At 72.4% G+C, this 16235-nt stretch carries 13 protein-coding genes; 6 read left to right on the top strand and 7 right to left on the bottom strand.

Annotated elements, in window-relative coordinates; all coding sequences use genetic code 11:
• Nucleotides 1-88 precede the first annotated feature (88 nt).
• Nucleotides 89-550, bottom strand: coding sequence for a universal stress protein (locus tag ACFVS6_RS09430; protein WP_389702168.1), 462 nt, complete (start codon nucleotides 548-550; stop codon nucleotides 89-91).
• Between the two features lie 123 nt (nucleotides 551-673).
• On the opposite strand from ACFVS6_RS09430, the gene lysX reads away from it, so the two are divergent.
• Nucleotides 674-3985: a bifunctional lysylphosphatidylglycerol synthetase/lysine--tRNA ligase LysX gene (lysX, locus tag ACFVS6_RS09425; protein WP_389702166.1), complete on the top strand. Its 3312-nt coding sequence runs from the start codon at nucleotides 674-676 to the stop codon at nucleotides 3983-3985.
• Nucleotides 3986-4055: 70 nt separating this feature from the next.
• A complete protein-coding gene (locus ACFVS6_RS09420; protein WP_389702164.1) occupies nucleotides 4056-4937 on the top strand; it encodes a polysaccharide deacetylase family protein in 882 nt (293 codons plus the stop codon).
• A 116-nt stretch (nucleotides 4938-5053) separates the two neighbouring features.
• Here ACFVS6_RS09420 and ACFVS6_RS09415 read toward each other — a convergent pair whose 3' ends face one another.
• Entirely contained in the window at nucleotides 5054-5719 is a 666-nt protein-coding gene (locus tag ACFVS6_RS09415; RefSeq protein WP_389702162.1) for a class F sortase, read from the bottom strand.
• 353 nt (nucleotides 5720-6072) lie between these two features.
• On the opposite strand from ACFVS6_RS09415, the gene ACFVS6_RS09410 reads away from it, so the two are divergent.
• Nucleotides 6073-6573 (top strand): hypothetical protein, encoded by a 501-nt coding sequence (locus tag ACFVS6_RS09410; protein WP_389702160.1) that lies wholly within the window; start codon nucleotides 6073-6075, stop codon nucleotides 6571-6573.
• Between the two features lie 336 nt (nucleotides 6574-6909).
• Here the strand turns inward: ACFVS6_RS09410 and ACFVS6_RS09405 are convergent, their stop codons facing one another.
• The 3 genes from ACFVS6_RS09405 to ACFVS6_RS09395 form a co-directional block, all read right to left on the bottom strand.
• Complete coding sequence (locus ACFVS6_RS09405; protein WP_389702158.1) at nucleotides 6910-7695, bottom strand: hypothetical protein; 786 nt, start codon at nucleotides 7693-7695, stop codon at nucleotides 6910-6912.
• A gap of 219 nt (nucleotides 7696-7914) precedes the next feature.
• Entirely contained in the window at nucleotides 7915-8685 is a 771-nt protein-coding gene (locus ACFVS6_RS09400; RefSeq protein ID WP_389702156.1) for a hypothetical protein, read from the bottom strand.
• A gap of 139 nt (nucleotides 8686-8824) precedes the next feature.
• The gene (locus ACFVS6_RS09395) at nucleotides 8825-8980 is read right to left on the bottom strand and encodes a hypothetical protein (RefSeq protein WP_389702154.1); all 156 of its coding nucleotides are present in this window, start codon (nucleotides 8978-8980) and stop codon (nucleotides 8825-8827) included.
• Nucleotides 8981-9886: 906 nt separating this feature from the next.
• Between ACFVS6_RS09395 and ACFVS6_RS09390 the strand changes: the two genes are divergently transcribed.
• On the top strand, nucleotides 9887-10717 hold the full coding sequence (locus ACFVS6_RS09390; protein WP_389702152.1) for an SAM-dependent methyltransferase: 831 nt from the start codon (nucleotides 9887-9889) through the stop codon (nucleotides 10715-10717).
• 131 nt (nucleotides 10718-10848) lie between these two features.
• A complete protein-coding gene (locus ACFVS6_RS09385) occupies nucleotides 10849-13008 on the top strand; it encodes a putative bifunctional diguanylate cyclase/phosphodiesterase (RefSeq protein ID WP_389702493.1) in 2160 nt (719 codons plus the stop codon).
• Nucleotides 13009-13171: 163 nt separating this feature from the next.
• On the opposite strand, the gene ACFVS6_RS09380 is transcribed toward ACFVS6_RS09385, so the two are convergent.
• Nucleotides 13172-14248 carry an FAD-dependent monooxygenase gene (locus tag ACFVS6_RS09380; RefSeq protein WP_389702150.1) on the bottom strand — a complete coding sequence of 359 codons (1077 nt, stop codon included), beginning with the start codon at nucleotides 14246-14248 and terminating at the stop codon, nucleotides 13172-13174.
• A gap of 106 nt (nucleotides 14249-14354) precedes the next feature.
• Between ACFVS6_RS09380 and ACFVS6_RS09375 the strand changes: the two genes are divergently transcribed.
• Nucleotides 14355-14999 carry a TetR/AcrR family transcriptional regulator gene (locus tag ACFVS6_RS09375; RefSeq protein WP_389702148.1) on the top strand — a complete coding sequence of 215 codons (645 nt, stop codon included), beginning with the start codon at nucleotides 14355-14357 and terminating at the stop codon, nucleotides 14997-14999.
• A 351-nt stretch (nucleotides 15000-15350) separates the two neighbouring features.
• Here ACFVS6_RS09375 and ACFVS6_RS09370 read toward each other — a convergent pair whose 3' ends face one another.
• The gene (locus ACFVS6_RS09370) at nucleotides 15351-16229 is read right to left on the bottom strand and encodes a LysR family transcriptional regulator (RefSeq protein WP_389702146.1); all 879 of its coding nucleotides are present in this window, start codon (nucleotides 16227-16229) and stop codon (nucleotides 15351-15353) included.
• Nucleotides 16230-16235: the final 6 nt, after the last annotated feature.

The following is a 16235-nucleotide window of genomic DNA, read 5'->3' as shown; positions in this document are numbered from 1 at the left end:
CGGCGGCCCGTACCCGGCACGCTGACGTCACCGGGCACGGCACCGAGCCGTCGACGGGGGTCCGGAACCCGTACGCGGGCGACCCCGGCTACGGCACCACCGTCACCGGCCAGCGGCCCGCCTTGACCAGGCGGACGGCCACCGAGCCGACGATGCGGTGGCCCGCCCGCTCGGAGGCGCCGACGACGACGGCGTCCGCCGTCAGCTCGTCGGCGGCGCTCACGAGCCCGGCGTACGGGTCCCCGCGGAACGTGTGGAACTGCCAGCGGACGTCGAAGACGCCCTTCAGGCGTTCCGCGGCGTCGCGGATCTCGGCGACGATGCCCTCCGCGATCTCCCCGGTGGTGTCGGCGACGGGCGCGCCCATCGAGGCCCCGGCCGGGAGGACGGGCTGGACGTACACGAGGGCGAGGAGGGCGTTCTGGCGGCGGGCGAGGCCGGCGGCGTAGGCGGCGGCCCGCAGGGAGGAGTCGGAACCGTCAACTCCGGCGAGGATGACCTTCGGGCCGTCGGTGCCGCGTTCGAATCCCGTGTTCACGTGCTCTGTCACCCTCCCGAGGTTAGGGCCTGGCGTCGAACTCCCGTCGTCGCCCCCGGGGCGGACGGGATTTCGGCGACGGGTCCCGGCCGGCTCGCCGCGCGGACCGCCGCCGCCCTCCCTACAGTGCGAACCATGAGTGCCACAGTGGAGGAGACCCGTGGGACCGGCAGGACCCGCGGCCGGTTCCTGAGCCGGGTACCGGACGCCTTCGGCGCGTTCTTCGGAACGCTCGGGCTGCTGTGCGCCCTGCTGGCCCTCTCCCCGACGCTGAGACGGCTGCTGAGGCCCGTGGTCCGCTTCCTGGACCAGTTCGTGGTGCCCGTCAGCGAGAACCTCGCGTACGCCGTGTTCCTCTTCCTGCTGGCCGCCGCCCTCGGCACCCGCAAGAAGATCGCGTGGTGGATCGTCGTCACCTATCTGGCCCTGCTGATCCTGGTCGACGTACTGATCATCGCCGACGGGGACTACTGGGTCGGCGGCCCCTCCATGGCCGTCGCCGTCGCCGCCATGATCATCCTCATCGCGGCGCGCGGCGAGTTCTACGCCGCGTCCCGACACGGCGCCGTCTGGCGCGCCATGCTCGTGCTCGGCCTCGGACTGCTCGCCGCGGTCCTCGTCGGGTGGGGGCTCGTCGCACTGTTCCCCGGGACCCTGCCCAGGGGACAGTGGCTGGACTGGGCCGCGAAGCAGGTGTTCGGCGGGCTCTTCTCCGCCCGGCAGTTCGACGGGCGGCCGCCCCGCCCGCTGTACTTCCTCCTCGGCCTCTTCGGCGCCCTCGCCCTGCTGAACGCGGCCACGACCCTGTTCCGTTCCCAGCGACTGACCGCCGCCCTGCACGGTGACGAGGAGCCCCGCATCAGGGCGCTCCTCGGCGCGTACGGCCGCAACGACTCCCTCGGCTACTTCGCGACCCGGCGCGACAAGGCCGTCGTCTTCGCCCCGAACGGCAAGGCGGCGGTGACGTACCGGGTGGAGGCAGGGGTGTGCCTGGCGAGCGGCGACCCGGTGGGCGACCCCGCCGCCTGGACCCCCGCCGTCGACGCCTGGCTGGCCGTGGCCCGCCGCTACGGATGGCAGCCGGCCGTGATGGGCGCCTCCGAGGAAGGCGCGACCGCCTACGCCCGGTCCGGGCTCAGCGCCCTCCAGCTCGGCGACGAGGCGATCCTGCAGGTCGCCCACTTCGACCTCGACGGCCGGGACATGCGGGTCACCCGGCAGGCCGTGAACCGGGTCCGACGGGCGGGGGCCACCACCCTCATCCGCCGCCACTCGGCGCTGTCCGAGGACGAGATGCAGATGATCGTCGACCGGGCCGACCGCTGGCGCGACACCGAGACGGAACGCGGCTTCTCCATGGCCCTCGACCGGCTGGGGGACCGCGCCGACGGCGACTGCCTGCTGGTCGAGGCCTTCGACGCGCAGGGCGAGCTGATCGCCCTGCTGTCCTTCGTCCCCTGGGGGAAGGACGGCATCTCCCTCGACCTGATGCGCCGGGACCGGTCCGCCCCGAACGGCGTCATGGAGTTCATGGTCGCCCAGCTGTGCGCCGCCGCCCCCGGCCTGGGCGTGCGCCGGATCTCCCTGAACTTCGCGGTGTTCCGCTCCGCCTTCGAGGAAGGCGGCCGGATCGGCGCCGGCCCGATCCTGAAACTGTGGCGCAAACTGCTGCTGTTCTTCTCCCGCTGGTGGCAGCTGGAGGCGCTGTACCGCTCGAACGTCAAGTACGGCCCCGAGTGGTACCCCCGGTTCCTCTGCTATCAGGACGCCGGATCGCTCGCCCGGGTCAGCCTCGCCTCCGGCATCGCGGAGGGCTTCGTCTCCGTACCGAGCCTGCGCACCCTCTGGGGCAACGGCCACCCCAAGGGCCTCACCAATCCCGCCACCACCGAGGGGTTGCCGTCCATCGACTCCATGGGCCTGGACCTCGTGGGCGAGGACGGGGAACGCCCCCCGATCGAGCGGCTGCCCGACCAGGTCCGCGTCCGGCACGCCAAGATGGAACGGATCCGGGCGAGCGGCACCGACCCCTACCCGGTCGGGATCCGGCAGCGCACCCACACCGTCGCCCAGCTGAAGGCCGCCCACCCCGGCTACCCGCCGGGCGCCCGCACCGGCGAACAGGTCACCCTCGCCGGACGGGTGATGGTCGTGCGCGACCTCGGCGGCGTGGTCTTCGCCGTACTGCGCGACTGGACCGGCGACACCCAGCTGATGTTCACCCGGGACGAGGCCGGGCCCGGGGCGCTGGAGTCCTTCACCGCACAGGTCGACTTCGGTGACCACGTGGTGGCGACGGGGGAGGTCGGCACCAGCCGGTCCGGCGAATTGTCCGTGGTCGTCTCCGACTGGCAGCTCACCGGCAAGTGCCTGCGCCCCCTCCCGGACAAGCGCAAGGGTCTCGCCGACCCGGAGGCGCGGGTCCGGCGCCGCTACCTCGACCTCGTCGCGAGCCCCGACGCCCGCGACGTCGTACGGGCCCGGTCCAGCGCGGTGCAGGCCCTGCGCCAGGGGCTGCTGGACCGGGGCTACCTGGAGGTCGAGACCCCGATGCTCCAGCAGATCCACGGCGGCGCGAACGCCAGGCCGTTCCGTACGCACATCAACGCCTACGACCTCGACCTGTACCTGCGCATCGCACCCGAGCTCTACCTCAAGCGACTGTGCGTCGGCGGCATGGAGAAGGTCTTCGAGATGGGTCGCACCTTCCGCAACGAGGGCGTCTCCTACAAGCACAACCCCGAGTTCACGATGCTGGAGGCCTACCAGGCCTTCGCCGACTACGACGTCATGCTCGACCTCACCCGCGAACTCATCCAGGGCGCCGCGACCGCGGCCTACGGTTCGCCGATCGCCCACAAGGCGGGCCCCGACGGGAAGCTCGTCGTCCACGACATCTCCGGACAGTGGCCCGTCAAGACCATGTACGGCGCGATCAGCGAGGCCCTGGGCGAGGAGGTCGACGCGGACACCGAGGAGGACGTGCTGCGCCGACTCTGCGACCGGGCCAAGGTGCCGCACGCGCCGGAGGACACCCGCGGTGACGTGGTCCTGGAGATGTACGAGCGGCTGGTCGAGGAGCGCACCCAGCTGCCGACCTTCTACAAGGACTTCCCGACCGACGTCTCTCCGCTCACCCGGCAGCACCGCAAGGACCCGCGGCTGGCCGAACGCTGGGACCTGGTCGCCTTCGGGACCGAACTGGGCACCGCTTACTCGGAGTTGACCGACCCCGTCGAGCAGCGCCGTCGCCTCACGGCGCAGTCCCTGCTCGCGGCGGGCGGCGACCCCGAGGCGATGGAACTCGACAACGACTTCCTGGACGCCCTGGAGTACGCCATGCCGCCGACCGGCGGCCTGGGCATCGGCGTGGACCGTCTGGTCATGTTCCTGACGGGCCTGACGATCCGGGAGACGCTCCCGTTCCCCCTGGTGCGGCGCGGCTGAACGGGTGAGCGAACGGGGGTGCGTCCGCGCCTCTCGACATCTGCCGGGATGTCGTTGATACGTAGTAATAATGAAAAATGACGAGCCGACAGTAGGGCGACGCGTGCTCCTGCGTACCGCCGTCTTCCTCGGAATCGCCGCCGCGTCCACCTTGGTCACGGCCGGCGAGTCACAGACCCCTCTCCCCGGCGCCGGCCCCGCCCCGGCCGGAGGCCCGCCGCCCGCCGGCGCCGCCGGAGCCCCCGGACTGCTCCCCGCCGGACCACCCGAGAAGTCGTACCGGCTCCGGCCCATGACCGCCGAGGCGCCCGCGCGGCCGCCCCTCGTGAAGCCGGCCGTCCGCGCACGGCCCATTCTCGGGCTACCCGACGACGCCGCCCACGCCAGCGCCATGGCACTCACCTTCGACGACGGCCCCGACCCCCGCTACACCCCCGCCATCCTCGACACCCTCGCCCGGTACCAGGTCCGCGCCACGTTCTTCGTCTGCGGGGAGATGGCCACCGACAACCGCGACCTGCTGCGCAGGATGGTCACCGAGGGGCACGTCATCGGCAACCACACCTGGACGCACCCGCTCATCCCCAAGCTCAGCCGACCCGCCCTGCTCTCCGAGATCGGTCGCACCAGCGAGGTCGTCCAACAGACCGTCGGGGAACCGCCGCTGTGGTTCCGCGCCCCGTACGGGGCCTGGAACCGGGCCGCCTTCGAGATCGGCGCCGACCTCGGCATGGAGCCGCTCGCCTGGACCCTGGACACCCTCGACTGGAAGGAACCCGGGACCGGCGCCATCGTGTCCCGCGTACAGGCCGGCGCCGGGCCCGGGGTGATCGTGCTGAACCACGACGCCGGCGGCAACCGCGCGCAGAGCGTCCAGGCCCTCGCCACCTACCTGCCCCAACTCCTGGCGCGCGGCTACCGGATGACGCTGCCCACGCTGCCGCCCCGCTGAGGAACTCCCTCGGCGGGGCGGCAGGACGCCATCGTGTCGGCGGATCGTGTCGGCGGGTCCTGGCGGCGGGTTCCGTCGCCAGGGTCCGCCGGAGGATCCGTAGGAAGGGGGGTCCGTCAGCGGGCGGCCACCATCCGGGCGAAGACGACCACGTTCCCGTCGTAGCCCTTGTCCTTCGAGTAACCGCCGCCACAGGTGATCACCCGCAGCTCCGGGTGCCCGGTGTCCCCGTACACGCGGGCACCGGGGAAGGACTCCTTGGAGAACACCTCCACGCCGTACACCTCGAACACGGCCGTGCGACCGTCGTACCGCTCCACCTCGATCCGGCTGCCCGGTTTCGTCGACCCGAGGCCGTAGAAGACGGCCGGGCCCTGCGCGTTGTCCACGTGCCCCACGATCACCGCCGACCCCTGCTGGCCCGGCGAGATGCCGTTGAGGTACCAGCCGGCGAGGTTGCGGTCCTGCGGCGGAGGGGCGTCGATCCACCCCTGCGCGTCCAGCCCGACCGTCATCACCGGCGCGTCCACATTGATCGACGGCACCCGGATGCGCTGCACCGACGAGTGGTCCAGCACCTCCATGTCCGCCGGCGGCGTCGGCGGATTCACCGGCAGCTGGTCCGGGCGCACGGCGACGGCCGCGGCAGCGGTGGGCTGCGGCGGCCCGTCCTCGACGTTCGCTCCGTTGCGCATCATGGCGAGGCCGCTGAGCATGACCAGCGCGAGCACGCCCCAGGGGGAACGTCTCCTCGGCCGCTGCTCACTCTCGTCCTCGGTCATGGCTCTCCCTTCCCGACGCGGGGGTCCCGACCCGCGTTCCAGTCCCACCCCTGTACGCCCTACTTCACGCACGCTAAGGGCGCTCGGTCGGGACGGCGATCGGGGAGGGGCGAACGGGTGGTGGGGCCGGAAGGGGTGCGCCCATCCAGGTAATCGTCACATAAATGCCTGACGCCCCGTGACCTGCGGATCCGTCAGATCCATTGCGCGTCCTTCGGCGTGTCGCTCAACCGGGCGGCCCAAAGGTGGACATGCGTCGGTTGCGGACCGGCCCGAGGGTTCGTGATGGGAGGCGTTCTCGTCGATCTGCCCGGAGCCACCGCTCCGGGGCGCTTTCCGCTGGAGGTTCCACCATGCGTGCTTTCCGCGCTCTCACCGTGACCGCGGCCGCCTGCGCCGCGATCGGTCTCAGTGCCACGTCCGCCCACGCGAACCCGCAGGGCGGCGGCACCGGGCCCAGCAACGTCACGGTCAACCCGTACTCCGTGCACCAGGGTGCCTCGATGCAGGTCAGCGCGGCCGGCTGCCGCAACGGCGGCACCGTCTGGTCGCACGGCAACTTTCCGCAGACGAACCTGTCGTCCGGCCCCATCGGCTTCGCCACCGTCCGGATCTTCAACCACGCCTCGCCGGGCCACCACACGCTGTCGGTCAAGTGCCACGACAACAACCTGGTCGCCACGCACCGCTTCACCATCCTCCCGGGCCGCGGTGCCCAGGGCGGCATCGGAGGGTCCTTCGGCCCGTCCGCCGCCGAGACGGCCATGGGCGCGGGTCTGATCGGTGCGGCGGCACTCGGCGCGGGCGTGCACGTGATGCGCCGTCGTCGTCCCGTCCCGGCGGGCCGGGCCTGACGGGGCCCGCCGCACGGGGCGGAAGCCCACCCTGATGATCGCCGGTCGCCCCGGGCCCGCCCGGGCCTCGGGGCGACCGGCGGTTTGCGGGTGGGACGGGTGCGGGCGGGACCGGCCACTCGGGCTGGGGCGGTGTGCTGGGTGCGTGCCGGTCGGTCGGGTGGGCCGCGACCGCATGCGGGGCGTGCGAGGTGCGTGGGCGGTGTGCGTGGTGAGGGACGTGCGGGTCCTGCGGGTCGGGCCGGTAGCGGCCCCCGCCCGGGGTGGTGAGTGTCGTGCGGACCGCGCGGGTGCAGCGGGCCGGTCCGGGGGTCGGTCCGCGGGTCGTTCCGGCGGTCAGTGACCGTTGGACGACCGGCGGCGGCGCAGGGCGTACGCGGTGCCCGCCGAGGCGATCAGGAAGAGCCCCGCACCCGCGCCGAGTTCCAGCGGGTCCATCCCGGCGACGCTGCCGCCGAGCCCGCCCCGGACACCGAGGCTGGCACCGCCCGAGGCCGTGACGTTGCCCGAGACCGTGCCCGTCGTGGCGCGCGCGGCCGGTTCCGTGGTCGTGCGCGGCACGGGCGCGGTGGTGCGCGGAGGGACGGCGGCGGCCGTCGTGCGGGCCGGGGTCACCGCCGTGGTGCGCGGCGGGGACGCCGGCGTGGTGCGCGGCGGGGCCACCGCTGCCGCGGGGGAGGAGGCGGCCGGGGAGGAGGCCGCCGCGGAGGCCGAGGGGGAGGTGCTCGTACGGGAGCCCGTGGTCGAGCTGGTGGTGGGCGTGCTCGTCGCGCCCGCGATCGTCACGTCGGCGGAGCCGGTCTCACCGTTGCAGGTGAAGGAGACGGAGTACTGGGCTCCGCGGCGGGCGTCGCTGTCCACCGTGACGCGGACGGTCTGGCCGCGCGCGATGCTCACGGTGTCGAAGATCCCGGAGGACGCGGTGGCGAAGGCGGCGTCGCAGCCGGTGACGGAGAGCACCGTCCGTCCGCCGGGGGCGACCGTGGACGGGGTGATGGCGAAGCCGAACGAGGTGATGGGCGCCGCCTCCGCCGCGAGGGCGGCGGGCGCGGCGAGTGCGAGGACCGCGCCCGCGGCGCCGACGCTGAACAGGGTGGTGACGGAGCTGCGTATCGCACCCATGGCTGGTTCTCCGGATCCCCGAGGAGCAGCCGCGCAGCGTTTCCGCACGTGAGGGGTCATGCGCCTCGATGTCCGCCACGCTAGGTGCGGGCCCGGTGACCCGCGATCAGGAACGGGCGAATGGGGCATGGCGGTAGGCCGAACCGGGGACGGGCGGCCCGTCCCCGGTTTGCCGACGTCCGCCCCGGGCGCCCGTTCCTCCGGGCGCCCGGGGCGGCTTCAGTCCCCGAGTCCCAGATGTGGGAACTGTGCGAGGAACGGCTCGGCGGTCGCCGAGATGCCCCGCCCGAAGGGTGCGTCGAAGTCCCAGATCAGGAACAACAGGAAGGCGATCAGTGCGCTGAACAGGCCGGCGAGCAGCATTTCGCGGAACGACCGGCGGATCTGCAGGGTGAAGATCAACCCCACCGTCACGAGCGCCCCGGCGATCAGCCCGAACCACACCACCCCCGGCATGGTGGCGCCGGCGCTCTGCCCGCGTGAGTTGCGGGCGTCGTCCACCATGGCGGCCTGGTCGACCAGCGGCTGGTAGGCCTGTCCCTCGTGGTCGGTCTTCGGTTCGTAGTCCGTCACGTCCCGGCGGATGCGTTCCAGCAGTTCGTTGCCGCGGTCGGTCAGTTCGCCCTTCTCGGCCATCTCCTTCCACTCCGTGTCCACCACGTACGTCACGTACGCGTCGACGTCCGAGCGGATCTTCTTGCGCACCTCGGCCGGGTAGACCTCCGAGCGGACGCTGATCTCGTGCAGGGCCTGGGCCTCCTGGCGGACGTATTCCTGGGCGGCCCCTCTGCCTTCCCAGACGCCGGCGATGGCGAGACCGAGCACGATGGCGTAGATCACCCCGATCATCATCGTCATGTACTCGATGACGTCCGGGGTTTCGTTCGGATCGTCGTCCTCGCCGATCCTGCGGTGGTTGAAGAAGGCGATGGAAAGGACCACGGCGCACGCCGCGGCCATCGCGAGGGACAGGACGAGCCATTCCGACAAGATGACTCCCAATCGGTGATCACGGGGAAGGAAGAACCTGCGCACCGGTGGGCCCGGCGCGGTCGGCGCGGTCAGTGGGTTTCGCGCGGACGGTGGTTCCGAGCTGTCAGTGGGTTTCGGGCCGGCAGGGCCCGAACGGTCAGCGCGGGCGCAGCGCGACGATCGCGAGCACGGCCGGCGCCGCGGTCATGAGCGTGAAGGTGACCGGCGAAATATGACGTTCGGCCGGTTTGCGGGCCGGCGCGTGATAGCTGGGGCGCGCCACCGGCTTGGGGGCGGGTGACGGTGTCACCACCGGGGGCGGCGTCGGCTCCGGCGCGGGCTTCGGCGGCGGCGGAGCGGGAGCCTTGTACACCCGGGGTGGCGGCGGCGGGGCCGGCGCCGGCGGCTTCGGTACCGGTTCGGGGGCCGGCCTGGGCGGAGCGGGAGCAGGCGGGGGTGGTGGTGGCGGGGTGGGCTTCGGTGGCGGGGTCGGCTTGGGCTTCGGGGGAGGCGGGGTCGGGGTCGGGGTGGGCGTGGGCGTCGGGGTCGGGGTGGGGGTCGGCTTCGGTGGTGTCGGGGTCGGCTTGGGAGGGCACGGCGGGGGAGGCGGCGGGCAGTGGTGTCCACCGTGCCCTCCGTGATGTCCTCCGTGGTGCCCTCCGCCGTGATGGCCGCCGCGGTCCTTGCCGTGCCCCTTGCCGTGATGTCCGCCACCTCGACCGGCCGCGCTCCCGCCGCTGCCGGCGGCCGCGAACACCGTGAGGGACGCTCCGCCGTCGCCGGCGTCGATCGTCGCGTATGCGCTGCTATCGGCCACGGCCGGCGTGACGGCCAACGCCGCCCACAGCAGGACCGGGACCGCCAGCATGCGCCTGGCACAGGCTCTGTTCACCCGGGGAGCATGGGCCCGCGCGCGCCCGCGCACGTGGGGGACGGGCTTGGTTCGCCTGAACGGGCGGAGTTGGGACCAGAGAGGTTTGAGCCAGCCGGCGACCGTGTCTGATCGAGTGACGTTCAATTCCCAAAAGGTATTTGTCGGATTCCGAGCTGCCGCTGTCCGGACCCGTTCGAGCCTTTGGTGTGTGACCAAGAACGGACCGCCAATTTCCGCTTTTACTCGCTCCGTTGGGCAATGATCAGTACATTCGGCTCGGACAGGAGTCCGACCCCCGTCCCGCCCCCCGGACGGACACGACACGACTACGGCTTGGAGACCCCGATGGAGCGCCCCGCCTGGGCCCCGGCAGGCATCGACATATCGGTGCCGAGCGTGTCCCGCATCTACGATTACTACCTGGGCGGCTCCCACAATTTCGAGGTCGACCGCCAGGCGGCCCGCCGCGCCATGGAATTCATGCCGGGACTCCCCAAGGTCATGCAGGCCAACCGGGCATTCATGCGCCGTGCCGTCCGGCACGCCGTCGCCGAGGGCGTCACGCAGTTCCTGGACATCGGCTCCGGCATCCCGACCTTCGGCAACGTCCACGAGGTCGCCCACGCGGCGAGCACCGAGGCGAGCGTCGTCTACGTCGACCACGACCCGGTGGCCGTCGCGCACAGCCGGGCCGTCCTCGACGGCGACGAGCGCACCGGCGTCGTCGCCGCCGACCTGCGCAAGCCGCAGGAGATCCTCGCCGCGCCCGAGGTCGGCCGGCTGCTCGACCTGAACCGCCCCGTCGCGCTGCTGCTCGTCGCCGTCCTGCACTTCATCGAGGACGCGGACGAGCCGTACGCCGCCGTCGCCGAACTGCGCGACGCGCTGGCCCCGGGCAGCCTGCTCGTCCTCACGCACGCCTCGTACGAGGGGATCCCGCTCACCCAGGAGGTGGCGGGCGGCGTCGTCAACGTCTACCGGGACATCCGCAACCCCCTCGTCATGCGCACCAGGGAGCAGGTCGGCGGCTTCTTCGACGGTTTCGACCTGCTCGAACCCGGTCTCGTGTCCATGCCGGACTGGCGCCCGGATCGCACCGAGGCGCTCGCCGAGGGCGACGAGTCGGAGGACCCGTACGCCTTCTCGGGCTTCGGCGGCGTGGGACGCAAGGCGTGAGACTCCCCGCTCCCACACCGCCGCCCGCCTCCCCGGGCCGGGCCTTCCCGGAGGCCGTCGCCTTCGGGACGACCCCGGACCCGGCCGGCACCTCCGCGAAGCCCACCGGCCCCGGCCCGGGGCGGGAGCAGCTGCGTGAGCTGCGCAGCGGGCTGGAGGACCGGATCGCGCGCTTCGCGACCATCTGGGGGCGGGCGATCTTCCCCGTCACGGCCACTTCCCTGACCCGGCCTGAGTTCGAACAGCACCTCGTCCCGCTCACCCGCACCCTCACCGAGGCCCTGCACGCCCGGCCCTTCGACGCCGCCGTCGCCCAGCGGGTGGGCTCCGAACTCGTCGCCGTGCACTGCACGGACCCCGAAGCCCTGGCCGGCACCCTCGGGGTGGTCGAGTCGTACCTCGTGCTCTACTGCGGGCCCGACGGCTCCGGGACGGAAGGCACCGAGGAGTACCGCTCCCGTTGCGCCCGCCTCCAGCACGGCATCGCTGCCGGGTTCGCCCGCGCGCTGCGCGAACGGACCCTCAAGGAGCAGGAGGCCATCGCCCGCTCCGCGCTCACGGCCCGCAGCGACGCCCAGCAGGCCCTCCACGCCAGCGAGGAACGGTTCCGGGCGGTCTTCGAGGGGGCCGCCATCGGAATCGGCATCGCCGACCTGGAGGGCAACGTCCTTGAGGTCAACGACACCCTGCTGCAGATGTTCGGCGGCCTGGAGGGGCACGTCCGGGGCCGCAACGTCAGCGAATGGGGGCACCCCGACGACACCCCGCACGTGTGGCGCATGTACGGGGAGCTGGTGCGGGGGGAGCGGGAGCACTACCGGGTGGAGAAGCCGTACTACCGGCACGACGGCACCGTCCTGTGGACCAACCTGACGGTGTCCCTGCTGCGGGACACCGACGGCACCCCGCAGTACCAGCTGGCCCTGATGGAGGACACCACCGAACGCCGGCTGCTGAACCTGCGGCTGCGCTACGAGGCCACCCATGACGCGTTGACCGGACTGCCCAACCGGACCCTGTTCTTCGAACGGCTGGAGAAGGCCCTGAGCGGGGGCGGAGGAAACCGCTTCGGCCTGTGCTACCTCGACCTCGACGGATTCAAGGCGGTCAACGACAGCTTGGGCCACTCGGCGGGCGACCGGCTCCTGGTGGAGGTCGCCGACCGGCTGCAGAGCTGTGCGACGGGACCGGGCGAGGTGGTGGCCCGCCTGGGCGGCGACGAGTTCGTGGCCCTCACCACCGGCCCCGCCGCCGACAGCGAGGAGAAGGTGACGGACCTGGCGGTCCGGATCCTGTCCGCCCTGTCGACGCCGATCCGGCTGGAGGGCCGGGAGCTGACCGTGCGGGGCAGCATCGGCATCGTCGAGGGTCGGGCCGGGCAGCGGACCGCCGCAGAGGTGCTGCGCAGCGCCGACATCACCATGTACCGGGCCAAGGCGGCGGGCGGGAACCGCTTCGAGTTCGCCGACGCGGCGGCCGACGCGCGCGCCATCACCCGGCACGGCCTGACCAACGCGCTCCCCGCCGCACTGGAACGCGGTGAGTTCTTCATCGAGTACCAGCCACTGGTGCACATGCACGACAGCAGCGTGCGCGGTGCGGAGGCGCTGGTGCGCTGGTCGCACCCGCAGTACGGGGTCCTCGGCCCCGACCGGTTCATCCCGCTCGCGGAACGGACCGGCCTGATCGTGCCGCTCGGCCGTTGGGTCCTGGAGGAGTCCGTCCGCCAGGCCCGCAGCTGGCAGCTTCAGAACGGCGGCTCCGGTCTGCGCGTCAACGTCAACCTCTCCCCGACCCAGCTCCACCACCCCGGCCTGGTCGCCGACACGGTCCGGGTGCTTGAGGCCTCGGGCCTGGCTCCGGGCGCCCTGTGCCTGGAGGTCACCGAGTCGGCGTTGATAGGGGCCGACGACGAGCTCCTCGAACCGTTGCGGCGGCTCGCCGAGCTGGGCGTGGACATCGCCCTCGACGACTTCGGCACCGGCTACTCGAACCTCGCGAACCTGCGCCGCCTGCCCGTCAGCGTCCTGAAGCTCGACCGCTCCTTCACGCAGGGGATGCAGCAGCAGCCGGCCAACCCCGTCGACGTCAAGATCGTGGAGGGCATCGTCGCGCTGGCCCACAGCCTCGAACTCGCCGTGACGGTCGAGGGAGTGGAGACCGGGGTCCAGGCCGCCCAGCTCCGCGACCTCGGCTGCGACACGGCCCAGGGCTGGTACTACGCCCGCCCCGGCTCCCCGGACCGCATCCACACCCTGTCCCTCTCCGACGCGGTACCCACCCCCGGCTGATCGGCCCCGACTCCGGGCGGGGCGGCTCCTTTGGACGGACCTTGCCCCGAGGAGCCGAGGAGCCGAGGAGCCGAGGAGCCGAAGGTCCGAGGAGTCGAGGAGCCGAGCGGGAGCCGAGTGCGGCCGCCGGATGGGCGGCGAGGACGGCTGTCGCCGTGGTCGATCAGCTCAGACCCGCCTCCGTTCCCCGGCCCGGCTCGCGCACGGCCGTGAGCACCCGCTCCAGTCGTTCCGTCGTGTCGGCCAGCAGTTCGGCGGCCGCGGGCAGCCGTTCCGCCTCGTACCGGTCGAGGGCCTCCTCCCGGCCGGGTCCGGGAGGAGTGTCCAAGGCCGAGGTCAGCGCCCGGCCCAGGGCGGCCGCGTCCTGGATCCCGGTGTTCATGCCCAGCCCGCCGGCGATGGGATGGACGTGGCCCGCGTCCCCGGCGAGGAAGGCCCGCCCCTCCCGCAGCCGGGCGGCCATGCGGACGTTGACGGTCCATGCCGACATCCAGGTGGGGTCGGCCAGTTCGATGCCCGGCATCCCGGTGTGACGGTCGAACAGTCGCTGGAAGCTTTCGAGGGACGGCGGTATCGGCTCCCCGTGGGCGTCCCGCTCGCGCGAGGCCTGGAGCTGGAAGGAGTCGGTGCCCGGTATCGGGCAGAGCAGCATGGCACCGCCGTCCGAGGTGAACCACTGGTGCCAGTGGTCGCGGCTGAGACCCGGTGCGCTCACGTCCCCGAGGACCATCAACGCCTCCTCCTCGGTACTTCCCTCGAAGGGGATGCCGAGCAGTTTGCGCGTCGTGCTCCGGCCGCCGTCGCAGCTGGCGAGGTACCGGCTGCGGATGGCCGGGCCGACCTCCGGCCGCGCCGTCACCTCGTCCGCGTCCTGATGGATCTCGGTGATCCGGGTCCCGTACTCGACCTGCACGCCGAGCTCCGCGAGCCGCTCGCGCAACACCTCCTCGATCTGCCACTGGCCCATGAACAGGGCGTCGGTGAAGGGGGTGTCGCTGATGTGGGTTCCGTCGAAGTACTTGCGGAACACCAGGTTCGCGTTGCCGATGGCCGTCATCCGCGCGGCCACCCCCAGCGGTTGCAGGACGTCCAGGCTGTTCGTGTTCAGCGTCTTGCCCCGGGACTCGCGGTGCGGGCCGGGGCGCTGGTCCACGACGCGCACCTCAACGCCGTTGAGGGCCAGCCCGCAGGCCAGGGTGAGCCCGGTGGGGCCGGAGCCCACGATCAGTACGTCGGTCATCGGTGGTCCTCTCGTTGTCGCCGGGTTCCAGGAAAGCGCGTCGACGAAGAAAAAGCAACCCGGTAACGAAAGTGACTTGGTAATCATCCGGTGGTACCGTGTGGGCATGGAAAACACGACGGGTCTGCGCGAGAGCAAGAAGCTGCGCACGCGCCGCCAGCTGGCGGCCACGGCGCTGGAACTCTTCCTGGAACGGGGCTTCGATGCCGTGTCGGTGGCCGATGTCGCCGCCGCGGCGGAGGTCTCCAAGCCCACCCTCTTCCGGTACTTCCCCAGCAAGGAGGACCTCGTCCTCGACCGGTTCGCCGACCATCAGGACGAGGCGGCGCGGGTCGTGCGCGAACGGCCCGCCGGCCGGAGCCCGGTCGGGGCGATCCGCGACCACTTCGTGGCCGCGCTCGCCGAGCGGGACCCGATCACCGGGCTCTGCGACCACCCGAACGTCCTCGCCTTCCAGGGGCTCCTCTACTCCACCGCCGGCCTGAAGTCCCGGCTCACCCAATACACGGCCCGGGAGGTGGAGCTCCTCGCCGAGGCTCTGGAGGCGGAGTCCGTGGCGCCGCTCACGGCACGGCTGGCGGCCATGAACCTGGTGGCGGTGCGCCAGGAACTGGGCCGGGAGAACTGGAGCCGGATCGCCGCCGGCCGGAGCGCCGACGAGCTGTACCCGGACGCGGTGGCCGACGCCGAGCGGGCCTTCACCATGTTGGCCGACGGCCTCGACACCGCCTTGCCGATACGGCCGGCCTAGGGCGTGTTTTAGAAGTCCCGCCTGGCCCGCGGCGTCTGGCACCGCACCTCGCCGCGTTGTCGGGATCGCCCGAGTACGTCCAGTACGCGGGCGACCCTCCGCCTTGCGGGGCACGGCACCGGACGCCGCGGGCCACGCCCTCCGGGCGCCCGGCGCTACTTCCAAAACACCCCCTAGGTCGTCTCCTTCGGGCCTCGAACCGGCTTCGGTCTTCGGTGCGGTGGCAGCGTGCGATTCGCGCCCACCGGGCGTCACTCGGCGACACGCCCCGTCCGCGGACCGGGTGATCCGAAGGAAACGGTCCGGCAGCCCCGCCGTCGGGAAGTCGAAGGGTGGTGGCGCGGGGTCGGGTCAGGGGAGGAGGAGGCGTTTCAGTTCGCGGGCCGCGCGTGGGGGTGCTACGTCCGTGCGGTGGGCCAGTGCGATCGTGCGGCGCAAGGGGGAGCCGGCGAGGCGGGTGGCGCGCAGGCCCGGGCCGCCGTGTTCGACGACCATGGCCGGGACCACCGCGACACCGAGCCCGGCACGGACGAAGCCGAGGATCGCGTCCATCTCGCCGCCCTCCACGGTGAACGTCGGTTCGAAGCCCGCCGCCCGGCAGGCCCCCACGGTGAGGTCCCGCAGGTCGTAGCCGTGGCGGAACATCACCATCGGCTCGTCGCGCAGGTCGGCGATGGTCAGCTCGCCCCCGCCCGCCGGGGGAGGGAGCTCCGCCGAGGAGACCACCAGCAGGTCCTCGGTGAGCAGCTCCACGGTGGTCAGGGCGGGCGCCGACGGCGGCAGGGGCAGGGTGATCAGGGCCAGGTCCAGCAGCCCGCGCGCGAGTTCTCGTACGAGGTCCAGGGAGCCGCTCTCCTCGATCAGCAGCTCGATGCCGGGGTGCGCGGTGTGGAAGGCGCGCAACACGGCCGGCAGCATGCCCGTGCACACGCTCGGGGTGGCCCCCAGGCGGACCCGTCCGCGTCGCAGCTGCGCGAGCTCCTGCACCTCCAGCCGTGCCGTGTCCGCGTCGGCCAGGATCCGGCGCGCCAGTGGGAGCAGCGCCTCACCCGCGTCGGTGAGGGCGATGTTGCCCCGTACCCGGCTGAAGAGCTCGGCCCCCAGCTCTCGTTCCAAGGCCTTGATCTGCTGCGACAGGGAGGGCTGGGCGACGTGCTCCCGTTCGGCGGCCCGGGTGAAGTGCCGGGTCTCGGCGACGGCCACGAAGTACACGAGCTGCTGGAACTGCATGCCGCC

This window comes from Streptomyces sp. NPDC057939 (assembly GCF_042887545.1).
Lineage (GTDB): Bacteria > Actinomycetota > Actinomycetes > Streptomycetales > Streptomycetaceae > Streptomyces.
Note: the sequence above shows the minus strand (reverse complement) of the source record. Positions and strands in the feature narration are given on the sequence as shown.